General features: G+C 62.9%; 16 protein-coding genes. 10 read left to right on the top strand and 6 right to left on the bottom strand.

Annotated features, from left to right (window positions below; translation table 11 throughout):
* The first annotated feature begins 244 nt into the window (after window positions 1–244).
* The 3 genes from DOM66_RS00575 (at window position 245) to glrR (ending at window position 3,808) form a co-directional block, all read left to right on the top strand.
* Window positions 245–1,744, top strand: coding sequence for a sensor histidine kinase (locus DOM66_RS00575; RefSeq protein ID WP_110688962.1), 1,500 nt, complete (start codon window positions 245–247; stop codon window positions 1,742–1,744).
* Complete coding sequence (locus tag DOM66_RS00570) at window positions 1,741–2,274, top strand: hypothetical protein (protein WP_110688961.1); 534 nt, start codon at window positions 1,741–1,743, stop codon at window positions 2,272–2,274. The genes DOM66_RS00575 and DOM66_RS00570 overlap by 4 nt, the downstream gene beginning before the upstream one ends.
* A gap of 154 nt (window positions 2,275–2,428) precedes the next feature.
* Window positions 2,429–3,808: a two-component system response regulator GlrR gene (gene glrR, locus DOM66_RS00565; RefSeq protein ID WP_110675312.1), complete on the top strand. Its 1,380-nt coding sequence runs from the start codon at window positions 2,429–2,431 to the stop codon at window positions 3,806–3,808.
* Between the two features lie 86 nt (window positions 3,809–3,894).
* Here the strand turns inward: glrR and DOM66_RS00560 are convergent, their stop codons facing one another.
* Entirely contained in the window at window positions 3,895–4,842 is a 948-nt protein-coding gene (locus DOM66_RS00560; protein ID WP_110688960.1) for a LysR substrate-binding domain-containing protein, read from the bottom strand.
* Between the two features lie 109 nt (window positions 4,843–4,951).
* On the opposite strand from DOM66_RS00560, the gene DOM66_RS00555 reads away from it, so the two are divergent.
* Window positions 4,952–5,776: an NAD(P)H-dependent oxidoreductase gene (locus tag DOM66_RS00555; RefSeq protein ID WP_110688959.1), complete on the top strand. Its 825-nt coding sequence runs from the start codon at window positions 4,952–4,954 to the stop codon at window positions 5,774–5,776.
* Window positions 5,777–5,828: 52 nt separating this feature from the next.
* Here DOM66_RS00555 and xseA read toward each other — a convergent pair whose 3' ends face one another.
* Window positions 5,829–7,211, bottom strand: coding sequence for an exodeoxyribonuclease VII large subunit (gene xseA, locus DOM66_RS00550; protein ID WP_110688958.1), 1,383 nt, complete (start codon window positions 7,209–7,211; stop codon window positions 5,829–5,831).
* Window positions 7,212–7,455: 244 nt separating this feature from the next.
* On the opposite strand from xseA, the gene guaB reads away from it, so the two are divergent.
* The 4 genes from guaB (at window position 7,456) to DOM66_RS19405 (ending at window position 12,549) form a co-directional block, all read left to right on the top strand.
* On the top strand, window positions 7,456–8,925 hold the full coding sequence (gene guaB / locus DOM66_RS00545) for an IMP dehydrogenase (RefSeq protein ID WP_110688957.1): 1,470 nt from the start codon (window positions 7,456–7,458) through the stop codon (window positions 8,923–8,925).
* 170 nt (window positions 8,926–9,095) lie between these two features.
* Window positions 9,096–10,670, top strand: coding sequence for a glutamine-hydrolyzing GMP synthase (guaA, locus tag DOM66_RS00540; RefSeq protein ID WP_110675066.1), 1,575 nt, complete (start codon window positions 9,096–9,098; stop codon window positions 10,668–10,670).
* 128 nt (window positions 10,671–10,798) lie between these two features.
* Complete coding sequence (locus DOM66_RS00535; RefSeq protein ID WP_223161858.1) at window positions 10,799–11,911, top strand: DUF262 domain-containing protein; 1,113 nt, start codon at window positions 10,799–10,801, stop codon at window positions 11,909–11,911.
* Between the two features lie 8 nt (window positions 11,912–11,919).
* Window positions 11,920–12,549 carry an MAE_28990/MAE_18760 family HEPN-like nuclease gene (locus DOM66_RS19405; RefSeq protein ID WP_157958954.1) on the top strand — a complete coding sequence of 210 codons (630 nt, stop codon included), beginning with the start codon at window positions 11,920–11,922 and terminating at the stop codon, window positions 12,547–12,549.
* Between the two features lie 184 nt (window positions 12,550–12,733).
* Here the strand turns inward: DOM66_RS19405 and DOM66_RS19400 are convergent, their stop codons facing one another.
* Window positions 12,734–12,871 carry a hypothetical protein gene (locus DOM66_RS19400; protein ID WP_157958953.1) on the bottom strand — a complete coding sequence of 46 codons (138 nt, stop codon included), beginning with the start codon at window positions 12,869–12,871 and terminating at the stop codon, window positions 12,734–12,736.
* A gap of 36 nt (window positions 12,872–12,907) precedes the next feature.
* Entirely contained in the window at window positions 12,908–13,072 is a 165-nt protein-coding gene (locus tag DOM66_RS19395) for a hypothetical protein (RefSeq protein ID WP_157958952.1), read from the bottom strand.
* A gap of 243 nt (window positions 13,073–13,315) precedes the next feature.
* Here DOM66_RS19395 and DOM66_RS00530 point away from each other — a divergent pair, with 243 nt between their 5' ends.
* Window positions 13,316–13,801 (top strand): alpha/beta hydrolase family protein, encoded by a 486-nt coding sequence (locus tag DOM66_RS00530; protein ID WP_223161856.1) that lies wholly within the window; start codon window positions 13,316–13,318, stop codon window positions 13,799–13,801.
* Here the strand turns inward: DOM66_RS00530 and DOM66_RS00525 are convergent.
* Together DOM66_RS00525 and DOM66_RS00520 are read right to left on the bottom strand one after the other, a co-directional pair.
* Entirely contained in the window at window positions 13,744–14,322 is a 579-nt protein-coding gene (locus tag DOM66_RS00525) for a flavodoxin family protein (protein WP_110688955.1), read from the bottom strand. The genes DOM66_RS00530 and DOM66_RS00525 overlap by 58 nt on opposite strands.
* Before the next feature lie 72 nt (window positions 14,323–14,394).
* Window positions 14,395–14,790, bottom strand: a complete 396-nt coding sequence (locus tag DOM66_RS00520; protein WP_110689151.1) for a DoxX family protein — start codon at window positions 14,788–14,790, stop codon at window positions 14,395–14,397.
* Window positions 14,791–14,907: 117 nt separating this feature from the next.
* On the opposite strand from DOM66_RS00520, the gene DOM66_RS00515 reads away from it, so the two are divergent.
* Window positions 14,908–15,813: a LysR family transcriptional regulator gene (locus DOM66_RS00515; protein ID WP_110688954.1), complete on the top strand. Its 906-nt coding sequence runs from the start codon at window positions 14,908–14,910 to the stop codon at window positions 15,811–15,813.
* The last annotated feature ends 80 nt before the right edge of the window (window positions 15,814–15,893 follow it).

Genomic DNA, 15,893 nt, shown 5'->3' with positions numbered 1-15,893 from the left:
GCGGTTCCAGGGGCCTCGCGGCCCGCGGTACGCCTTCGAACAGCTGATTCAGGCAGTTTTTCAAGGGCGTTCCAGTAACCCTTCAGTTCCCTGCGTACCTTGGGCCGGCTCTGCCGGCCCTCTTTTTTTGCGGCTTCTGCAGCTGCGCCGGGGCGCCTGTGTCAGCGCATGGGCATTCAATAAAAATGTTATCCTTGCGGAACGATCCATGACTCAAATGGGCCTCCTGCACAGAGCCACGCTTATGACTTCCGAGCTCTCCCGGCGCTGGCGCCCGCGCTCACTGATGCAACTGGTACTGCTGGCGTTCCTCTTCGTCATGCTGCCGATCGCGATTCTCATGTTCCAGGCCGGCCAGGCACTCTCCCAGCTCTCCTCGCTGGCCGACCAGAGCGCGCGCCAGGCAGTGGAGGAGACCCGCCGCGCGCGCATGCTCAGCTCGCTGGCGCTGCAGATGGAGCGCAGTGCGCGCCAGTACGCGGTGATCGAAGAGGAGGGGCTGCGCGACATCTACAACGAGAAGTCGCGTCAGTTCGGCGAGCTGCTGGCCCAGCACCGGGCGCTGATGGGTGACAACCCCGACTTCCAGTCGCTGGCTAAGCGCTATGCCAAGCTCGCAGTGCTGCCGCAGATGCCCAGCGACGACATGGACGCCTTCCTCGATCGCTTCTCCGGCTTCGCCAATGAGTCCGACGCCGTGCGCGAGGCGACCAATACCCTGATCGACGAGCGCATCGCCAACATCCGCAAGCAGGCCAATGCGGTGAAGGCGCGGCTGTGGATGCAGTCGGCGGCGCTGGTTTCCGCCAGCCTCATGCTGATGCTGTTCTTCACCTGGCTGATCACTCGCCCCATCCGCCAACTGGAGCAGCGCATCTTCGGGCTCGGCAGCGGTGAACCGGAGACCACGCCGGTGCGTATCCAGGGCCCGGCTGAGCTGGTTCAGCTGGGCGATCGCCTGACCTGGTTGGCGCAGCGGCTCTCCGAGCTGGAGGCCCAGAAGCAGCAGTTCCTGCGCCACATGTCCCACGAACTCAAGACCCCGCTGGCGAGCATCCGTGAAGGCACCGCGCTGCTCTCCGATGGCGTCGCCGGCGAGCTCAACGAGCGCCAGGACGAGATCGTCGGGCTGATCGACGACAACGGCCAGGAGCTGCAGCGCCTGATCGAGCAACTGCTCGACTACAACCTGCTGCAGAACAGCCGCTGCGTGACGGTGACCCGCTTCGACCTCGCCACGGTGATCCAGGAGGTGCTGGCCAAGCACCGCCTGGCGCTCGACAGCAAGGGGATGCAGGTGACCAGCCCGCACCATCCGATGATCTGGCAGGCCGACCGCGAGCGTACCGCGCGCATTCTCGACAACCTGATCTCCAACGCCATCGCCTATGGCGAGGATGGCGGCCGTCTGACCATCCGCCTGGCCCAGCAGCGCGACGAACTGACGCTGGATGTGGCCAACAGCGGCGAGCCGATCGCCGAGGCCGACCGCGAGCATCTGTTCAAGGCGTTCTACCAGGGCAGTGCACGGCGCAAGGGGCCACTCAAGGGCTCGGGGATCGGACTCTCGATCGCCGCCGACTGCGCGCGCCTGCAGCAGGGCGATCTGACCCTGGCTGCGGATACCGAACTGCCGGTCTGCTTCCGTCTCACCCTGCCCTGGGTCGAGCCGGCGGCGGCCGACGATAACGAGGCCAGTGGCCCCACGGGCACGCTGACCCATGACGCAAGGACGATGACATGATCACGCGAATGAAGGGCGTGCTGGCGCTGACCGCGCTGGTGCTTCTCAGCGGCTGCCAGTCGCTGACCGGCACGGCTGCATCGCCCCAGGGGTGCGGCGAGGTGCCGACGTTTGCCGACAACGTCTGTCTGCTCGACTCCTGGGTCGCCTTCGGGCTCGACGCCCAGCGCGCCGACAAGGAGTGGCGCGAGATGATGCTCGACCGGCTGGCCGGCTCGCGCCCGGACCAGAAGGCCGCCCGCGCGGTGGTCCTGGGGTGGGATGCCCCCCAGGACTGGCGTCGGGCCTCCGAGCTCTACAAGGCGAGTATCAACAGCGCGCCGACGCGCCTGCAGCCGCTTCTGCAGCAGTGGCTCAATGGCCTGGAGAAGCGCCGCCAACTCTATGCCCAGCGCGCCAGCAGCGCGGGCGAGGGCGGAGATCAGGCGCTCAAGCACGAGAACCAGGCGCTGAAACAGCAGCTCAAGGAGATGTCGGACAAGCTCGACGCGCTCACCGACATCGAAAGAACGATCAACTCACGCGACTGAGCCATCGGCTCGTGCGGCGGCTTTGACCCTGCGCGAGCCTGTCACACCGAACGTGACCGGTCTGTCCGATGACAGGCCGCGCGATGGCAGGAGGAGTCCATTCATGTCTTTGCAAACCGACGTCACCAAGCGCCGCCCGACGCGTACCCCCGCCATGCAGCCGGGTCGCTCGGCCAACACCGCGCACATTCTGCTGGTCGACGACGATCCCAGCCTGCTCAAGCTGTTGGGCATGCGCCTGGAGAGCCGTGGCTTCCGTGTCACCACCGCGGAGAGCGGCCGCGCCGCGCTCAGCCACCTGGCCGACGACACCCCGGACCTGGTGCTCTCCGATCTGCGCATGGACGAGATGGATGGGCTGGCGCTGTTCCACGAACTGCAGCGCCGGGTGCCCGGCATGCCGGTGATCATTCTCACTGCCCACGGCTCGATCCCGGATGCGGTGAGCGCCACTCAGCAGGGGGTGTTCAGCTTCCTGACCAAGCCGGTCGACCGCGACGAGCTGTTCGCCGCCATCGACGAAGCGCTGGCGCAGACACCGACCACCCGCGGCGAAGGTGGCGAGATGTGGCGCTCCAAGATCATCACCCGCAGCCCGCAGATGGAGCGCATTCTGGAGCAGGCCTACATGGTCGCTGCCTCCGATGTCAGCGTGCTGGTGACCGGCCCCAGCGGCACCGGCAAGGAGCTGCTGGCCAACGCCATGCACCAGGCCAGCCCGCGTGCGGACAAGCCGTTCGTGGCGATCAACTGTGGCGCGCTGCCGGAGCAGCTTCTGGAGAGCGAGCTGTTCGGCCACGCCCGCGGCGCCTTCACCGGCGCAGTCAGCCAGCACGAGGGGCTGTTCCTGGCCGCGGACGGCGGCACCCTGTTCCTCGACGAGATCGGCGACATGCCGCTGACCCTGCAGGTCAAGCTGCTGCGCGCGCTGCAGGAGCGCCAGATCCGCCCGCTGGGGAGCACCAAGTCGGTGCCGATCGACGTGCGCATCATCTCGGCGACCCACCGCGACCTCGACCGCGCCATGCACGAAGGCGACTTCCGCGAGGATCTCTACTACCGCCTCAACGTGGTCAATCTCAAGCTGCCGCCGCTCAAGGAGCGCGCCGAGGACATTCCGCTGCTGGCCAAGCACATGGTGGCCCAGGTCGCCGCCCGGCATAAGCCCTTCGTCAAAGGCTTCTCGCCGGAGGCGCTCAACCTGCTCGCCTCCAGCGCCTGGCCCGGCAACGTGCGCCAGCTGGTCAACGTGGTCGAGCAGTGCGTGGCGCTGACCAGCACGCCGATGATCCCCGAAGCGCTGGTCTCCCAGGCGCTGGCGGCGGAGGAGAACGCGCTGCCCTCGTTCAGCGAAGCGCGCGCCGGCTTCGAGCGCAGCTACCTGATCAAGGTGCTCAAGATCACCGAGGGCAACGTCACCCAGGCGGCGCGTATCGCCGGGCGCAACCGCACCGACTTCTACAAGCTATTGGCCCGCCACGACCTCGATCCCGGCGCCTTCAAGCCCACCGCGATGCCTGATACCACGAGCTGAGCGCGGCCCACCCGTTCGTCTCTTGCCCGGCTGATGCCGCCGCCATGGCGGCTCAGCCGGCGCCGGCCAGCCGCCGATATGGCTGTCTACCCCGCGCTCTCCTGCCCCACCGACGTTTCCTGCTGAGCCGAGCCGTGCGCCTGGACCAGCCCTTCGAGGCGCTGACGTAGCCAGCGCTGCAGCGGATGGGTGGTGGTGCGCTCGTGCCACAGCAGGGCCATATCGAACCCGGGCACGATCAGCGGCGGCACCAGTCGCTGTAGCCGTTCGCCACGCCCCGCGGCGACCCGTGAGGGCACCAGGGCGAGCAGCTCGCTGCGCGCCACGATCTCCGGCACGACCAGGAACCCCGGTGCCGAGAGCGCGACACGGCGGCGCCGGCCGACCGCCGCCAGGGCGTCGTCCACCGGCCCGTGAAAGCCGCCGCCCTGGGGTGAGACGATGACGTGCTCCAGCGCGCAGAAAGTATCGAGATCGAGCGGGTCGCTCACCTCGGGGTGCCCGGCGCGGGCGATGGCCACGTAGTGCTCGTGGTAGAGCCTGCGCATGCGCAGAGTGTCCGGCGCCATCTCCGGCATTGTCAGTGCCAGATCGACCTCACCCCGGGCCATCTGCGCCGCTAGTGCGGCGTGGTCCAGCGTGCGCCAGGCGATCGCCAGCCCCGGGGCCTCGCGTCTCAGCGCCAGGGCCAGTGGCAGCAGCACCGCGTACTGTACGTAATCGCTGGCGGCGAGGGTCACCGTGGCACTGGCGGTGGCCGGGTCGAAGGGGCTGGTGCTCGCCACCACCTGGCGCACGCTCTCGAGGGCCGCGTGCAGCGGCGCCTGCAGCTCCAGTGCGCGCTGGGTCGGGATCATGCCGCGCTGGGCGGGCAGCAGCAGCGGGTCACCCAGCAGCTCACGCAGCCGGGTCAGGCGGGTGGAGATCGCCGGCTGGCTGAGATGCAGGCGATCGGCGGCACGGCTGACGTTGCGCTCCGCCAGCAGGGTGTCGAGGGTCACCAGCAGATTGAGGTCCAGCCGCTCGATATCCATTCAGTTTATACCTGGCAATAAAATATCCAATTTCAAAGATACCAGAGCCGGCGGCAAGATCGTGATCGACCCCGCACATCCGCGGAACGACCACCGACAAGGAGCCGGCATGTCCCATATCCTGATCGTCCACGCCCACCCCGAACCGCAGTCGCTGACCAGTGCGCTGAAGGACCTGGCGGTGGCCACCCTTGAAGCGCAAGGGCACGAGGTGCAGGTCTCCGACCTCTACGCCATGCGCTGGAAGACACTCGCCGACCGCGAGGATTTCACCGAGACGTTCGATGCCGAGCGGCTGAGCTATATCGCCGAGTCCCGCCACGCCTACGCCGCCGATACCCAGACCGCGGATATCGCCGCCGAGCAGCAGAAGCTGTTGTGGGCCGATGCGGTGCTGTTCAGCTTTCCGCTGTGGTGGTTCGGCATGCCGGCGATCCTCAAGGGCTGGGTCGACCGGGTGTTCGCCTTCGGCTTCGCCTATGGCGTGGGGGAGCATGGCGGCGAGCGCTGGGGCGACCGCTACGGCGAAGGCATGCTGGCCGGGCGCCGCGCCATGCTGATGGTGCCGATCGGCGGTCGCGCGCCGCACTACAGCGAGCGCGGCGTCAACGGCAGCCTGGAGGAGATTCTGTGGCCGATCCACCACGGCACGCTGTTCTATCCCGGGCTGACGGTCATGCCGCCGTTTCCGGTCTATTCGAGCGACCGCCTGGACGATGCCGGCTGGCAGCAGGTGGCGGCGGATCTCGAGCAGCGCCTGGCGGGGCTGTTCAGCGATGCGCCGATCGCCTATCGGCGCCAGAACGGCGGCCATTACGACGGCGAGCAGCGGCTCAAGCCGGGGCTAGGGAAGGGTGAGGGTGGTACGCGGATTCATCTCGTGCAGCCGGGTGACCCGGAGCAGCGTCCGGCGCGAAGGGTGGGGCAGAGCTGAAGCGCATCAACGCTGAAACGGGTCCCTGAGGGTTGTATCACCGCTGTGGTTTTTAGCCCTTCAGGCGGCGCTTCACTTCCAGCTTCAGACGCCCCTCGCCGAGGCGGGCGGTGAGCGTCTGCCCCGGCTGGGTCTGGCTGGCGGCGCGGATCACCTGGCCGCTGTCATCCTGCAGGATGGCGTAGCCGCGTCCGAGTACCGCCAGCGGGCTGACCGCATTGAGCTCCCGCGCCACCCCTTCGAGCCGCTGGCGCTCCTGGCGCAGCCGCATCTGCTGGGCGGCCTCGAGGCGCGTGCCCAGGCGCTCGACCCGCTCGCGGGCCTGGCCCAGGGTGCGGCTGGGGTCGAGCAGGGCAAAGCGGCGCTGGGTGGCATCGTAACGCTGGCGCTCCTGTTGCAGACGCTGGCGCATCGCCAGACGTAGACGCCGCTCCAGCCCATCCAGGTGCTGGCGCTGCTGGGCCAGACGCTCGCCGGGATGGCGTAGGCGCGCGCGCAGGTGATCCAGGCGCTGCGCCTCGGCATCGGCACGCTGCTGCCAGGCGCGCACCAGCCGACCGCGCTGCTGGGCCAGCCCCGCGCTCAGCTCGCGGCGGTCCGGCACCAGCCGCTCCGCCGCCGCCGAGGGGGTCGGCGCGCGCAGATCGGCGGCGAACTCGGCCAGGGTGAAATCCACCTCGTGGCCGATGGCGGCCAGCACCGGCAGGCGCGAATGAAAGATCGCCCGCGCCAGATGTTCGTCATTGAATGCCCATAGGTCTTCCAGGCTGCCGCCGCCGCGGGTAACCAGCACGGCGTCGAACGGCTCGGGGGCGCCCGGTGCCCGCTCCGCGACCGGCGTCTCGGCGTCCCGCCGCGCCTGGCGGTTGATCAGCGCGAGCGCACGGATCAGCGCCAGCGGCGCCTCGCGCCCCTGTACCGGCGTCGGGAACAGGCTCACCTTGGTCAGCGGCCAGCGCGCCGCGAGCACCGCCAGCACATCGCGGATCGCCGCGCCGCTGGGGGAGGTGATCAGCGCCAGATGACGCGGCGGATAGGGCAGGGCGCGCGCATTGGCGAACACGCCCTCGGCCTCCAGCTGGCGCTTGAGCCGCTCGTAGGCCGCCATCAGTTCGCCTTCGCCGCTCGGCTGCACGGCATCGACGATCAACTGATAGTCGCCGCGCGGCTCGAAGATCGACACCCGTCCGCGCACCTTGATCCGGTCGCCATCCTTCAGCGGCGTGCGCGACAGGCTCGCCCGGTTGCGGAAGAACGCGCACTTGAGCTGGGCCTTAGCGTCTTTCAGGCTGAAGTAGATATGCCCGGAAGCGGGACGCGCCAGCCCCGATATCTCGCCCTCGACCCAGCAGTCGCCGAAGCCGCGCTCCAGCATCTGGCGGGCCTGGCGGTTGAGATCGCTGACAGAAAGGGCCTGGGGCGTCGGGGCGGGCATGCGGGTTTCCAGCGCTCGGGGGTGGCCCGGCAGCGTAACACGAAGGCCGCCACGGGCGGCAGCGCGACCCGTCGGGCCACTTCGGCCGCGTGTGACTTCTCTATCGGGATTGAGCGTCATCGACCAAATGACTATAATGCGCGATTAACTTTTCGCAGCACCCGCCGAGTCGTCAGTCCCCAGGCCCGGCGCCGGACGGGCGTTGCCACCGGCCCCCACCACCTGCCAAATTGGGTTTCCGACTATGCTACGTATGGCGCAAGAAGCTCTTACGTTCGATGACGTATTACTCGTACCCCGCTACTCGGATGTCCTGCCCAGAGACGTCGACCTCAGATCCCGCCTGACCCGCAAGCTGACCCTCAACATCCCGCTGCTCTCTTCCGCCATGGACACCGTCACCGAAGCGCGCCTGGCCATCGCCATGGCCCAGGAAGGTGGCATCGGCATCATCCACAAGAACATGACCATCGCTCAGCAGGCGTCGGAAGTGCGCAAGGTCAAGAAGCACGAGAGCGTCATCGTCAAGGACCCGGTCACCGTGGGCCCGAACGCCAAGCTTCAGGACCTGCTCTCGATGGCCGAAGAGTACGGCTACTCCGGTTTCCCGGTGGTCGAGGGCGAGACTCTGGTGGGCATCGTCACCGGGCGTGACATGCGCTTCCAGCCTGACCACAGCGACACCGTCGAAGCGATCATGACCCCGCGGGACAAGCTGGTCACCGTGCTCGAAGGCACCGATCTCGACACCATCAAGTCGAAGCTGCAGGAAAACCGCATCGAGAAGATCCTGGTCGTCGACAAGGACTTCCACCTGCGCGGCCTGGTCACCGTGCGTGATATCGAAAAGGCGCGCACCTATCCCAACGCCGCCAAGGACTCCGATGGCCGCCTGCTGGTGGGTGCCGCCGTGGGCACCGGCCCGGAGACCCCGGAGCGGGTCGCGGCGCTGGTCGAAGCCGGCGTCGACGCGCTGGTGGTCGACACTGCCCATGGCCACTCCAAGGGCGTGATCGACCGCGTGCGCTGGGTCAAGGAGCACTACCCGGAGCTGCAGGTGATCGGCGGCAACATCGCCACCGGTGACGCCGCCGTGGCGCTGGCCGAAGCCGGCGCGGATGCGGTCAAGGTGGGCATCGGCCCCGGCTCCATCTGCACCACCCGCGTGGTTACCGGTGTCGGCGTCCTGCAGATCACCGCGGTGTCCAACGTCGCCGAGGCGCTTGCCCCCTACGACATCCCGCTGATCGCCGATGGCGGCATCCGCTACTCCGGTGATATCGCCAAGGCGATCGTCGCCGGTGCCAGCACGGTGATGCTGGGCAGCATGCTCGCCGGTACCGAAGAGTCCCCGGGCGAGGTCGAACTGTTCCAGGGCCGTACCTACAAGGCCTACCGCGGCATGGGCTCGATGGGCGCCATGTCCCAGAGCCAGGGCTCCTCCGACCGCTACTTCCAGAGCAAGGAAGAGGGCGTCGAGAAGCTGGTGCCGGAAGGGATCGAAGGCCGAGTCGCCTACAAGGGCCAGATGAGCGCCATCGTGCACCAGATGATGGGCGGCCTGCGCGCCTCCATGGGCTACACCGGCTGTCACAACATCGACGAGATGCGCACGCTGCCGGAGTTCGTCAAGATCACCGGCGCCGGCGTGGTCGAGTCCCATGTGCACGACGTGCAGATCACCAAGGAAGCGCCGAACTACCGCGGCGCCTGATCGTTAGTGATTCTGGAACCCTTTGAGCATCGCTCGAAAGGTTTCACGTCATGGCCGAGTGCCCCCACCAGGGACTCGGCCATCGACACAGTTTCCCGCCATTTCCGGCTTTGTCAGCGGCGCCTAACAGCGCCGCTGCTCGTTTAAGACTCACACCCAGGGCTCATTCGATGACCGACATCCATTCGCACAAGATCCTGATTCTCGACTTCGGCTCCCAGTACACCCAGCTGATCGCTCGCCGCGTGCGCGAAATCGGTGTCTACTCGGAGATCCGCGCCTTCGATATCACCGAAGAAGAGATCCGCGAATACAACCCCAACGGCATCATCCTCTCCGGCGGGCCGGAGTCGGTCTCCGAGCTGGGCTCCCCGCGTGCCCCCGAGTGCGTGTTCGAACTGGGCCTGCCGGTGTTCGGCATCTGCTACGGCATGCAGACCATGGCGGAACAGCTCGGCGGCGCCACCGAAGGCTCCGACAAGCGTGAGTTCGGCTACGCCCAGATCAACGTCTCCAGCGAAGACGACCTGCTCGGTGGCATCAAGGATCACGTCGGCCACGATGGCGGCGCACTGCTCGACGTCTGGATGAGCCACGGCGACAAGGTCGCCCGCGCCCCGGCTGAGTTCACCGTCACCGCCTCGACGCAGAGCTGCCCGATCGCCGCCATGAGCTGGGCGGAAAAGCGCTTCTACGGCGTACAGTTCCACCCGGAAGTGACCCACACCCTGCAGGGCCAGCGCATCCTCGAACGCTTCGTGCTCGAGATCTGCCAGGCCGAGCGGCTGTGGACCCCGGCCCAGATCATCGAAGATCTGACCGAGCGCGTCCGCGCCCAGGTCGGCGACCGCCACGTACTGCTCGGCCTCTCCGGCGGGGTCGACTCCTCCGTGGTCGCCGCACTCCTGCACAAGGCGATCGGCGATCAGCTCACCTGTGTGTTCGTCGACAACGGCCTGCTGCGCAAGCAAGAAGGTGACCAGGTGATGGAGACCTTCTCCCAGCACATGGGGGTCAAGGTGATCCGGGTCGACGCCGAAGACGAGTTCCTGACCAAGCTCGGCGGTGAAAACGACCCCGAAGCCAAGCGTAAGATCATCGGCAACACCTTCATCGACGTGTTCGACCGCGAAGCGGCCAAGATCGACGGTGTCGACTTCCTCGCCCAGGGCACCATCTACCCGGACGTGATCGAATCCGCCGCCAGCAAGACCGGCAAGGCCCACGTGATCAAGTCGCACCACAACGTCGGCGGCCTGCCCGAGACCATGAAGCTCAAACTGGTCGAACCGCTGCGTGAACTGTTCAAGGACGAAGTGCGCAAGCTCGGCCTGGAACTCGGCCTGCCCTACGACATGGTCTACCGTCACCCCTTCCCGGGGCCGGGCCTGGGCGTGCGTATTCTCGGCGAAGTCAAAAAAGAGTACGCCGACATCCTGCGTGAAGCCGATGCCATCTTCATCGAAGAGCTGCACAACGCCGACTGGTACCACAAGACCAGCCAGGCCTTTGCCGTCTTCCTGCCGGTGAAATCGGTCGGCGTGGTCGGCGACGGCCGCCGCTACGAATGGGTCATCGCTCTGCGCGCCGTCGAAACCATCGACTTCATGACCGCCCGCTGGGCCCACCTGCCGTACGAGTTGCTCGAAAAGGTCTCTAACCGCATCATCAACGAGATCAGCGGCGTTTCCCGCGTGACCTACGACGTCAGCAGCAAGCCGCCGGCGACGATCGAGTGGGAGTGAGTGGCGCTAGGTATCAGATGCCTTCCATGATTAATGATTATAGGAGAGCCCGCCATCTGGCGGGCTTTTGCTTTGTTGTGGGTGAAATGGTATTTTTCAGTTGTCCAGATATCTAATAGGTGGAAAAAATGAGCGGGCTTGTACAGCAGATTGATGAAAAGAGTAAAGAAATAGCTACTGACTCTTATCCCATGTCAATCGGAGAGCTTGTCAATCTATATCGTGATAATGAAATCAATGTTCACCCCGAGTTTCAGCGTTTTTTTAGGTGGAGTAATCATCAAAAATCAAGATTTATAGAGTCATTGCTGTTAGGTATTCCCATTCCTTCGATTTTTGTGGCTGAAAAGGAGGATGGGACTTGGGAGGTTGTTGATGGACTTCAAAGGTTTTCAACTATCCTAGAGTTTATGGGGATTTTAAAGACCCCAAAAGGAGAGATTAGAGAGCCACTAGTTCTTGAAGGAACCAAGTATCTCCCTTTGTTAGATAATATGTGTTGGGATAGTAATCTGGCTGATGGTGCATTTCAACTTCCCAAACCCGCGCAGCTAAAAATAAAGAGGTCTAAATTGGATCTTAAGATTGTTCTTAAGGCCAGTGATCCAGCATCGAAATATGAGCTTTTTCAGAGGCTTAATACAGGTGGCTCTCTCGCGACAGATCAAGAAGTAAGAAATTGCATCCTTATAATGATCAATCCTGATTTTTTTGAGTGGGTTTCTGATATGGCCGGGAGGCAAGAATTTCAGGATTGCCTTCCGTTAAGTGAGCGGCAAAGGCAAGAGCAATATGACTCTGAGCTTTTGATAAGATTCTTGGCTTTAGCTGAGGAGAAGATTGAGAATTTAAAAAAGATATCTGAGCTCGGAGTGTATCTGACGGACGTTGTAGTGAATATGGCGGAGGATGATGATCTGGATAGAAGTAGGATAGAGTTGGCTTTCGTCGAAACTTTTTCTGCTCTCAGCAGAGTGCTTGGGGAAGAAGCTTTTAAAAAGTTTGATCCTTCGAAAGAAAGAAGCCTCGGTGCTCCTTTGATTTCTGTATTTGAGTGCATGGCACTTGGTCTTGGGAATTACTATCTTAGGTATGGGAGAATGCCAAGTGATGTTAAAATCAAGGAGGTCCACGAGAAGTTATGGGTGAATGAAAAATTCAAGAGAGCAGCCTCATCAGGCGTAAGGGCTTCTAGCAGAATTCCTGTTACTGTGGAAGTTGGCAGAGAGCTTTTTGAATAATGAAAATAATGTCTTCTTTTCAATTGAATGAGGTTTTGAATGCTGAAATAGCATGGAGGAAAAAAGAGATCATATCAGTAAGAAAAGCAGTAGAAGGAGGAGGGGGAAGATCTGGCCCGATCTTAAGAGCTTCAATGTTGATTTTATATGCGCACTGGGAGGGGTTTATAAAAAAATGCTCGGAAATGTACTTGTGCTACGTGCAATGTAAAAGGCTTCCTCTTTCCGAGCTAGGAGCAAATTTCCAAGCGCTAGTTTATAGGCAGACTTTCTCAAGTGGGTTGAGCGACAAGGGGGTGTCACAATGGGTTAGAATGGCAGAGCACTTTCGTCAGTGTTCAAATAAAAGGGTCAATATACCTTGGCAAGGAGTTCTTGATGTGCACGGTAATTTGAGTTCCGTGGAGTTTTTTAAAGTCTGTCAGCTTGTTGGGATAAACTATCGGGATGATTGGAAGAGCAAGGAGTTAAAGATTGATGGTGCGTTAGTCGGGGTTAGGAATAGTATCGCTCATGGAGAGTTTTGCAAAATCGAATATGAAGATTACCTTGAGGTTGAAGGTCTTGTTGTTGATCTCATTAGTTCTTTCAAGAACGAAATAGAAAATTCCGCCATCATGGGTGGCTATAGAGCTTAGAGGGGGTGTATCAAGTTTTGCTAGTGGCTGATCAAAAAGCATTGTTTGTAATGCTCCTCTGGTTTCTGAAAACCCTCCGCGCTAATGTTGGATGTTTTTTGCTTGACTATTGGTATAGGAATGTTGTTTAAACTGTCTTTCGATGTCGGAGTCTCAATAGCGCCCGCTTTCATGATGCTATCATTCAGAAGCAATCGACGCGGAACTTTGTCATATCTACCACGGGTTCCTCGCCATCCATAATCTGGGCGAGCAGTTCGTCGATGTTCAGGCTAATCTCGGCGCGCACGGGGTCGAGCAGGAATCCCTTCTCGGCGTCCATCACCCAGTAGTTGAGCTTGGCCTCGTTTTCAACGGATTAGTGAAGGTGGCAGACGCGTTGCGCGAACAGCGGCAACTTCATGCCCAGCCTCTCCAGCAGTTCGCCGATCCAGTGGGCCATGGTCACCACCACCTGTTCGGCTTCCAGATTCCCCTCGCTGATCTTGATCTGCCAGCCACCCTCGACATTGTCCTGTTTCACCTGTTCGACAAAGCGGCCGGTTTAGGCTTGCACTAACCGCGACCATGACGGCTTGGCTATGTTCAAGATTACTGCCCAGTAGACCGGTCTTCGTCCACCGTGGTTACCATGCCTTGGCTCAGGTAAGTTCTTCAGACCTAGAAGCCACGCGGGAGCGTAGCTGCGCCACTCAATATCGTCTGCCGTTTGCTCCCCGAGTGGGGCACGACCTATGGTCCGCCGGGTGAGGGGCCTTTTCCTACCGTGATGATCCTGCATGGCTCGGAGGGCGCCTGGTCGGGCTGGAGCCATCGCAATGCGGTGCTCCTCGCCGCGCACGGCTTCCTGGCCTTTCCCTTCGGTTACTACCAAGGCGGCAACGTTTGGAACGCCGGTAACATTCATGAGGTGTCGTTGGACCGGAGCGCCGCCGCGCTGGAGGCCTTGCGGGGCTTCGCCGTTTCTTCCGGCCGCGTTGGGCTCTACGGCGTTTCCCGTGGGGCGGAACACGCCTTGCTGCTGACGTCGTTGATGGCGCGAGACGGCGTACCGGGCATCGCCGATGCCGTGGCCGCGCACAACCCGCCGGATTGTATCTGCGGCGCGTTCGATGGACGCGCCTTCCGCAAAGTGGGCGATCCCGAGACAGGCTGGCTCGGGATGGCGCCTAGTGTGCTTTGCAGTGACGCGGGTCAGACAGTGCGCGTCGCGGCGAAACGGCTGGCGACTTCTGCGATGCGCGCGCCATAACGCCGGGCGGTTTCGAGATCTCCCAGCGACATCTCCTCGGGGGCGGCGTCGGCGTCCGACTGCGCCATGGCGCCGATATAGGAGCCGATCCGGTTGGGATCGTCGCGCTTCGAGGCCTTCACGTTCGATGGCTTGATCGCGAGGCTCACCCAGATACCGCCATGCTGCCCGGCGAGCAGGACGAAGTATTGCAGCGTGTTGAGCTTGTCGCCGTTGAGCGTGGCGCTGTTGGTGAAGCCGCCGAAGATCTTGTCTTTCCACTGCTCGCCGAACCAGGGCTTCGAGCTGTCGTCGGCGAACTTCTTGAACTGCCAGCTCGGGCCGCCCATGTAGGTTGGCGAGCCGAAGACGATGGCATCCGCGGCGTGGAGCGTTTGCCACGCGCTCTCTGGGATGTTGCCTTCGGCGTCGATGGCGATGAGCGTTCCCGATGCCCCGTCCGCGACCGCCTCGGCGACGCGCTGGGTGTGGCCATAGCCCGAGTGGTAGACGACGGCGGTGGTGATGGCTTTCTGGGTCATGTCGGTGTCCTGATGTTCGAGGTTGGTTTGGGTCGAGTTGGCGCGCAGCCATTGGATGCCCGCCCGGTTGGCTTACTGGTGGATCGGCAGCAGGGAGCGAAAGCGCCGGTCGCGCAGGTACAGGCCGCCCCAGGCCAGCAGGCCGAGCAGCAGCGAGAGGAGTTCCGGCGACGATCCGATCTCGCCGAGCCTCACATGCGCGCAGATCGCTCCGCCGAGAAATCCCGTGACGAGGATCGCGCCGAGAAAGGCGGTGGCCGGAATGGCATAGAGGAGGGCGCAGATGGCCATGATTGTGCCCAGTACCGGGGCAATGGCCGGTGCGAATCCCACTTCCCGCAGCATGCCCGAGGCCAGGCCCGGGACGAATAACTGCACCGCTGCATCCATGAGCAGCGCCGCGATGACCAGGGCACTTGCTGAACGTCCGATCCAGGACAGGAGGCCTGGTTTTGCGCGTTTCGCCATGATGTTTCCCATATGGAGTGGCTTTCCAGACGCACTGTATCCTGCGATTCTGTTTTCATTGAGTATGCCAAATAGAACGCATTGTTCTCTCGAGAGAGAACAGATAAGGGTTTGTGGATGCACAACCTCGAACATCTCCACATCTTCATTCGGGTCGCCGAGATGCGCAGCTTCAGCCGCGCGGCGGAAAGCATGGGTATCCAGAAGGGCCGCGCCTCGACCGTCGTGCGACAACTGGAGGAGGGCCTGGGTACCAGGCTGTTGCATCGGACGACGCGCAGCGTCCAATTGACTGAGGATGGACGGCGCTTTCAGGAGCGCGCGCGGGAACTGCTGACCGATTTCGACGAGCTACAGTCGATGTTTGCCAAGGAGAGCGTTGCGCTACGGGGGCGCCTCCGGGTCGATCTACCGACCGAACTGGCGCGCACGACACTCGTACCGGCGCTGCCGGATTTCATGGCAGCCTATCCCGATCTGGAGTTGCAGGTATCGAGCACAGATCGGCAGGTGGATCTGGTCGAGGAGGGCTTCGACTGCGTTCTGCGGCTGGGGCCGGTCGGTGACGAAACGCTGATCGCCCGCCCACTGGGCCGGCTACGTATGGTGAATGCCGCCAGCCCGGTCTATCTCGCGCGGCACGGCACACCCAGGGCGTTGGAGGATATGCACCGCCAAGGCCACCGCACGATCCATTACAGCCGTGCGCTTGGCGCCCGGCCCTATGGCTGGGAATATCCGGATGGCGACGACTACGCCACGCTGCCGCTGCCCGGCGCTCTGCAAGTGAACAGCGTCCAGGCCTACGAAGCCGCCGGCCTGGCCGGCATCGGCCTGATCCAGGCAGCGCTCACGGGAATAGGCCGCCACCTGGAGAGTGGAGCGCTGGTAGAGGTTCTACCGGATTTTCGCCCCGAACCACTGGATGTTTCCCTAGTCGTGGCCCATCGACGAAATCTGTCCCGCCGTGTCCGCGCATTCATGAGTTGGATCGAAGAGGTGCTGAAGCCCTATCTCGACTAAGCATGTTGATGACTCTGGGCAAGACCACTGCTCAGCAGCCCGGCCTTGATCCATCATGGTTAGCATGTGTCGACTCGGGT

This window comes from Salinicola endophyticus (genome assembly GCF_003206575.1).
GTDB classification, from domain to species: Bacteria; Pseudomonadota; Gammaproteobacteria; order Pseudomonadales; family Halomonadaceae; genus Salinicola; species Salinicola endophyticus.
The sequence above is the reverse complement of the archived record's forward strand: the minus strand, read 5'-3'. Positions and strand labels throughout refer to the sequence as shown.